6 protein-coding genes are annotated in these 6,136 nt (G+C 71.4%); 3 read left to right on the top strand and 3 right to left on the bottom strand.

The window, feature by feature from the left end; all coding sequences use genetic code 11:
* A partial coding sequence (locus KY469_16660) for a hypothetical protein (GenBank protein ID MBW3664732.1) occupies window positions 1-241 on the bottom strand: 241 nt, incomplete at its 3' end.
* An 18-nt stretch (window positions 242-259) separates the two neighbouring features.
* Between KY469_16660 and KY469_16655 the strand changes: the two genes are divergently transcribed.
* The 3 genes from KY469_16655 to KY469_16645 are packed head-to-tail and all read left to right on the top strand — an operon-like array spanning window position 260 to window position 4,821.
* Window positions 260-670, top strand: coding sequence for a hypothetical protein (locus KY469_16655; GenBank protein MBW3664731.1), 411 nt, complete (start codon window positions 260-262; stop codon window positions 668-670).
* Window positions 667-1,740: a methyltransferase domain-containing protein gene (locus tag KY469_16650; GenBank protein ID MBW3664730.1), complete on the top strand. Its 1,074-nt coding sequence runs from the start codon at window positions 667-669 to the stop codon at window positions 1,738-1,740. The genes KY469_16655 and KY469_16650 overlap by 4 nt, the downstream gene beginning before the upstream one ends.
* 9 nt (window positions 1,741-1,749) lie before the next feature.
* A complete protein-coding gene (locus KY469_16645; GenBank protein ID MBW3664729.1) occupies window positions 1,750-4,821 on the top strand; it encodes an AAA family ATPase in 3,072 nt (1,023 codons plus the stop codon).
* A gap of 210 nt (window positions 4,822-5,031) precedes the next feature.
* Here KY469_16645 and KY469_16640 read toward each other — a convergent pair whose 3' ends face one another.
* Window positions 5,032-5,532 carry a GNAT family N-acetyltransferase gene (locus KY469_16640; protein MBW3664728.1) on the bottom strand — a complete coding sequence of 167 codons (501 nt, stop codon included), beginning with the start codon at window positions 5,530-5,532 and terminating at the stop codon, window positions 5,032-5,034.
* A gap of 255 nt (window positions 5,533-5,787) precedes the next feature.
* Entirely contained in the window at window positions 5,788-6,060 is a 273-nt protein-coding gene (locus KY469_16635; protein ID MBW3664727.1) for a HypC/HybG/HupF family hydrogenase formation chaperone, read from the bottom strand.
* Between the last annotated feature and the right edge of the window lie 76 nt (window positions 6,061-6,136).

Below are 6,136 nucleotides of genomic sequence, written 5' to 3'. Positions count from 1 at the left end.
CGAGCCGGTGCCCCTGCCCGAGCGGCGCGAGGGCGCTGACCTGCAGTAGGACGGCCGTGGGGGCGTACGCCGCCGTGGCCGCCAGCACGGGTCCGACCTGCTCGACGGTGGCCAGGGCGACGACGAGACGGGCCGGCCGGCGGGCGGCGCACGCCTGCACGACCGGGAGCCCACCGCCGCCGACGAAGACGGCACCGGGCTGCGGCAGCCCGTCGAGGGCCGCCGGCGCCGCGCCGGTCACGACATCGACCCGGACGCCGTGGCGGCAACCGTCGATGCCTTCCTCGAACTGCAGGCGACCAACCGTGGCACCGAGTTGGCGGCGATCCTGACCGACGAGGCGGTGCTCGACATGAACGTGCCGGAGTGGCGGTTCCAGGTCGGCGGAGGGCAGGCGATCTCGGCCGCGTTCGCCGACTCGTTCCCGGCCGGCTTCCGCACGACCGGTAGCCGGAGGGAGGCGACGCCGACCGGCGCCGTCGTGGAGTACGACGGCTGGGACGTGGCGCACGACACCTACTACCGCCACCTGGTCTGGCTCGAACTGCACGGGACCAGGATCTCCCGACTGACGCTGTACTGCACCGGTGGCTGGGACACCCAGACCCTCGAGCGACAGCGGCGCGAGGCACCCATGGTCGACACCGAACCCACGGGAGGCCCACGATGAGCGAGCAGACCACCCTGGACCCCGCCGAGATCGAACAGGTCATGGGCAGCCTGCTGACGGACCTGGCCGCGACCGCCGGCGTGCAGATGATCCACCTCGGGATCCGCACCGGGCTGTGGCAGGCCATGGCTGGGGCCGGGCCGCTGTCCCCCGCTGAGGTGACGGTCCGCTCGGGGGTCGCCGAACCGTACGTGCGTGAGTGGCTGAGGCACCAGGCGGTGTCCGGGTACGTGCACTACGACCCGGAGACGGAGCGGTTCGAGCTTCCGGAGGCGGTCGGAGTGGTGCTCGCCGACGACACCCAGTCGGGGTTGGTGGAAGGGTTCGCCAGCATGCTGGCGTCGATGGCCTCCGACCACAGGCTCGTCGAGGAGGCGTTCCGTACCGGGCGCGGCGTGGGCTGGCACGAGCGGTCGGCCGAACACTGGCACGGCATGGATCTCGCCACTCGGGCACAGGTGGTGCCCGCGATGGTGTCCGAGTGGATCCCAGCGCTCGAGGGGGTGACGGAACGGCTCGACGCCGGTGGGACGGTCGCCGACATCGGCTGCGGCTACGGGGCAGCAGTGATCGCCCTCGCCCAGGCCTACCCGGCAGCTCGGTTCACCGGGTTCGACTACCACGACGGATCCATCGCCCACGCCCGCAAGGCCGCAGCGGAGGCTGGAGTGGCGGATCGGGTGATGTTCGAGGTGGCGGATGCGACGGCGTTCCCTGGCAGCGGCCACGACCTGGTCATCTTCGTTGATGCGTTCCACGACCTCGGGGATCCTCTGGGCGCGTTGCGACGCACCCGGAGCACGATGAACGCCGACGGGACCGTCCTGCTGGTCGAGTTCGCCACTGCGGACCGCCTCGAGGACAGTATGACCCCGCTGGCCAGGCTTCTGTACGCCTCGTCGGCGCTGGTGTGCACACCGAACGCCATCTCGCAGGGGGCCACCGACCCGCTCGGCACCGTCCCGGGCGAGGCGCGGCTGACCCAGCTGGCGACCGATGCCGGCTTCACCCACGTCCGGCGGGTGCCGGTCGAGGCTCCCTTCAACCTGCTCCTCGAGCTGCGCCCATGAGGCTCCTCCGTGGGCGACAATCAGCACATGGAGCGCACGGAGGACCACCAGCGGCTCATCGGACGGGAACCGGTGCTGGCCACGCTGCGGTCGTGTGCGGAGACGGCGGCCCGCGGCCGGGGTCAGCTGCTGCTGGTGACCGGGGAGGCAGGCATCGGCAAGACCGCGCTGTTCACGCGGCTGGCGGGCGAGGCAGCCGCCACCGGGGCGCGGGTGATGTGGGGTCAATGCTGGGACGGGGACGGCACCCCGGCGTTCTGGCCGTGGGTGCAGGTGCTGCGGGCAGGCATCGCCGCCGGCGATGATCCCGGCCACGCGGCGGTGATGCTGCCGGAGACCTCGGCTCCGCCGGCCCATCCCGGCGACTCCGTCGACGCTCGCTTCCAGCTGTTCGACGCGGTCGCCTCGTTCCTGGCCCGGTTGGCCGAACAGCAGCCCGTCGTCGTCTTCCTCGACGATCTCCATTGGGCCGACGACGGCTCGTTGCGACTGCTCGAGTTCGCGGCCCGGCACCTGGCGGCCCACGCGGTCCTGCTGTTGGGGGCGTACCGCGACGAGGAAGCCGGTCCCCAGCTGCGCGAGCTGGCCCGGTCCCACGACCAGCTCCAGCTCCAGGGTTTGTCGAGCGGGGACGTTGCTGGGCTCATGACCCTGCTGACCGGCACCGCCCCGTCGCCGGCGGTGGCGGGTGAACTGTGGCGGCGCACGGGCGGGAACCCGTTCATGCTCGGCGAGCTGACCCGGCTGCTGGTGGCGCAGGGCGGGTCCCCGCTCGAGATGGCGCCACCGTCGCAGCTGCTGGCGAGCGTGGGTGACATCCTGGAACGTCGCCTCGCGCGCCTGTCCAACCCGTGCGTCGACCTCGTGACCGTGGCAGCAGTGGTCGGCCCCGAGGTCCCGCTCGATGTCCTCGTCCTGGTCGCTGACGAGGCGTACGACGTCGCCGCCCTGCTGCACGAGGCGGTCGCGGCCCGCGTCCTGGCCGAACCGGCCACCCCGGTGGGTCCCTACCGCTTCACCCACGACCTGTTCCGCGAGACCATCGTCTCGGGGATGCCCACGCAGCAGCAGGTCCGGCTCCACCTCGCGGTGGGGCGGGCGCTCGAGTCCCTGCGCGACCGGGGAGGATCGGTACACCCTGCCGAACTCGCCTCGCACTTCCAGGCGGCGGCGACCGGCGCGACGACCGAGGCCGTCCGCTACGGCATCCAGGCGGCCGAGGACGCGACCGCCCGGATGGCGTTCGAGGAGGCGCGAGCGCACTACGAACGCGTGCTGGCCCTGCTCGAGTTGGCGCCCGGCCCCGACCCGGACGGCCGTCTCGACCTGCTCCTGCAGTTGGGGGAGGCGTGCAACCGGGCTGGGGATGCCGAGGATGCCCACACCGCCTACCGCGACGCCGCTGAGCTCGCGCGTCGGCTGGGTGACTCGAACGGGATGGCCAGGGCGGCCCTCGGGATCCACGGTCTGGGCTGGCGTCACGTCCATACCGAGGCCATCGCGATCCTCGAGGAAGCCGTACGGGGCATGCCCGACGAGCCCTCGGATCTGGGCGCCCGGGTGCTGGCTGCGCTGGCCCGCGAGCTGTACCACTCGGTCGGCAGTGAGCGGGACTGGGGTCGCGCGCCGGTCCTCGCCCAGGAGGCCGTCCACGCTGCCCGGAAGCTGGGTGACCCTGGGACGCTGGCGTTCTGTCTGCTCGCCCTTCACGACGCCCGCTGGCGGCCCGGTACCGCCCTGGAGCGGCTGGTGGTCGTCGACGAGATGCTCGCTGCCAGCCACGCCGCCAAGGACCGCGACATGGCGGCCCAGGCACGGCTGCTGCGCGCGACCGCGCTCATCGAACTGGGCGATCCCGAGGGGCTCATCGAGCTGGAACAGTACTGCCGGGTCAGCGACGAACTCGGGCATGCGAGGGCGCGGTACGGGGCGCTGTCGCGCCGGGCCACGGCCGCGCTCGTCGTCGGGGACCTCGGCCGCGCGGGTGACCTCGCGCTGGAGGCCTTCCGGCTCGGCGAGAGCACCGGCGAGCCGGATGCGCGCGGCGTCTACGAGACCCTCATGCTGGGGATCACCTTCGCCGGTGGTGAGCGACACCCGGACGGGCCCGCCCCTGGGTCGCCCGGAGACGCCGAACCGTGGCCCGGACTGCCGATGCTCGAGGCACTCCTCTACGTCGCCGCCGGCGACCTGGCAGCAGCGGCGCGGACCCTTGAACGGATCCGCCTCGACGACCTTCCCCGCACGTACGACCTCGAACTGCTGACACTCGTCGTTCATGCGGTCACCGCCGCCGGGACGGACGAGCAGCGCCGCCAGGCGGATGACCTGCTGCGTGCATACACCGGCAGCCACGTCGTGGTCGGCGGCTGTGCCTCCTACTACGGCGCCGTCGACCACCATCTCGGCGGGCTCGCCCGGTCAGCGGGCCGTCATGAGGAGGCCCGACGCCACTTCGAATCAGCCGCTGCGCTGCACGACCGGCTCGGCGCCAGGGGCTGGGCTGAACTGAGCCGAAGCGAGGCCGCGGCGTGTCATGCTGTGCTCGCCGAGCAGGCCGCCGTCTTCCGACGCGACGGCGACGTCTGGACCGTCGTCTACCAGGGCACCGAGTCGCACTTCCCTGACAGCAAGGGACTGCGGGACCTGGCCGTCCTGCTGGGGCGACCCGGCCAGTCGGTCCACGCCGTGGAGCTGCACACGGGGGCACCACCCGCCACCGGCGCCGACCCGGTCCTCGACGACCGCGCGAAGGTCGCCTACCGGCGGCGACTCCTCGAGCTCGAACAGGACATCGATGAGGCCGAGGCGTACCACGACTCCTTCCGCGCCGAGCGAGCCCGGGCCGAGCGCGACACGCTCATGGCCGAGCTGTCCGGGGCCGTCGGACTGGGCGGGCGCGACCGCAGACTGGGCGACGAGCGTGAGCGCGCCCGCAAAGCCGTCAGCGGCCGCATCCGCGACGCCCTCATCCGCATCGACCGCGCGGATCCCGAACTCGGCCGTCACCTCCGGGGATCGGTCCAGACCGGCACCTGGTGTACCTACGCCCCCACCGAGCACATCCACTGGCGACCGTGACCCCGGCGGAGAACGGGTGTGCGCATGGCTGCCGATCCCACTCCACACCCGCGGGTTGCCGACCGACCTCTGAGGCTCGCAGAACACGGGCTCGCGTGCATGCCCCTTGTCCCACTGCAGCTCCGAGCCGTGGTTGTAGCGCGGCTGACCTAGGGCATCCGCCCACAACTCTCACCTCATCGCTTCGCAGTTTCGGTGCCGTCGTGTCGGCTATGTCTCAGTGACCGTGGCGACGTCGGCTTCCCACCGCCACACGACCCCGTCCTCAGGGTCGATGACCTCCGACACCTTCGTGAACCCGCACCGTCGCAGCACCGCTGTGGACGCCGACTCCTCCGCCAACGTGTGCGCGGCAGCAGTTCGGAGACCCGCCTCACGAGCACGGGCGAGAAGCACGCGTACAGCGGCGGTGGCGATCCCGCGTCCACGGACACCGGGCGCCACCGCGTACCCGAGTTCTGATTCACCGTTGACGGGTGGCCCCTTCCAGCCCCCGTTGCCGACGAGGACGCCGTCCCCGTCGAAGAACAGGTGCGGACCCCACGCGGCCGACTTGTCGGGCTCGGATGCAGCAAGCAGGATCGGGAGCGTCTCGGGGAAGCCCTCCCAGCCGGGTTCGACCTGCGGACCGAACCGCTCGGTGAACTGCGCATCACCTTGCGACAACGCGGCGACCCACTCACGCCTGGCGGGTTCCACCCGGATGTTCATCCCTCGATGCTAGTTCCCCGGGTGCTTGTAGGAACCCGGTGTCCCGACATCACCGGGGTTCTCGCGCGGTCGGCGATGGGGGCGGACTGGCACGTAGCGGAGACACGTCGGCGTGGGTGAGGAGGCCGAGTCGCTTTCGCGGAGCGTCGCTCAACGTCGTCCCCCGATCCGGTCGGATATCCGAGCGATCTGGGGGATGAAGCTACGACCTCGTGGGTCGGCCGGTTCGTTCATTGCGGCAGCTGCCACCGACCATCAGTCGATCCTCGATCGGGCGATGTCCTCGACCTCGGTGTCGAACGCCTCGCCGAGCATCCTCAGCCCCTCGAGAGCATCCGTGGCCTCCGCCTCGTCGATGATCGACATGGCGAAGCCCACGTGGATGAGGACCCAGTCGCCGACCTTCAGACCGTCCTCGCGGACCAGGCCGACGTTGATGTTGCGGGTCACGCCCGTCACCTCGACCTTGGCGAGCTGGTCGGTTCCGTCGAGAAAGTCGATGACCTGCCCTGGGATGCCGAGACACATCGGTGAGCCTCCCCCTGAGCGGGACCATGGCAGAGGACCACCGTAACCGACGGCACCGCTAGCTGTCCGGCGCATC

The organism is Actinomycetota bacterium (genome assembly GCA_019347575.1).
Lineage (GTDB): Bacteria > Actinomycetota > Nitriliruptoria > Nitriliruptorales > Nitriliruptoraceae > JAHWKY01.
The sequence above is the reverse complement of the archived record's forward strand: the minus strand, read 5'-3'. Positions and strand labels throughout refer to the sequence as shown.

Coding starts and splice junctions, on each gene's coding strand:
- KY469_16650 (MBW3664730.1), top strand. CDS start 667: ATGAGCGAGCAGACCACCCTGGACCCCGCCGAGATCGAACAGGTCATG.
- KY469_16640 (MBW3664728.1), bottom strand. CDS start 5,532: ATGAACATCCGGGTGGAACCCGCCAGGCGTGAGTGGGTCGCCGCGTTG.
- KY469_16635 (MBW3664727.1), bottom strand. CDS start 6,060: ATGTGTCTCGGCATCCCAGGGCAGGTCATCGACTTTCTCGACGGAACC.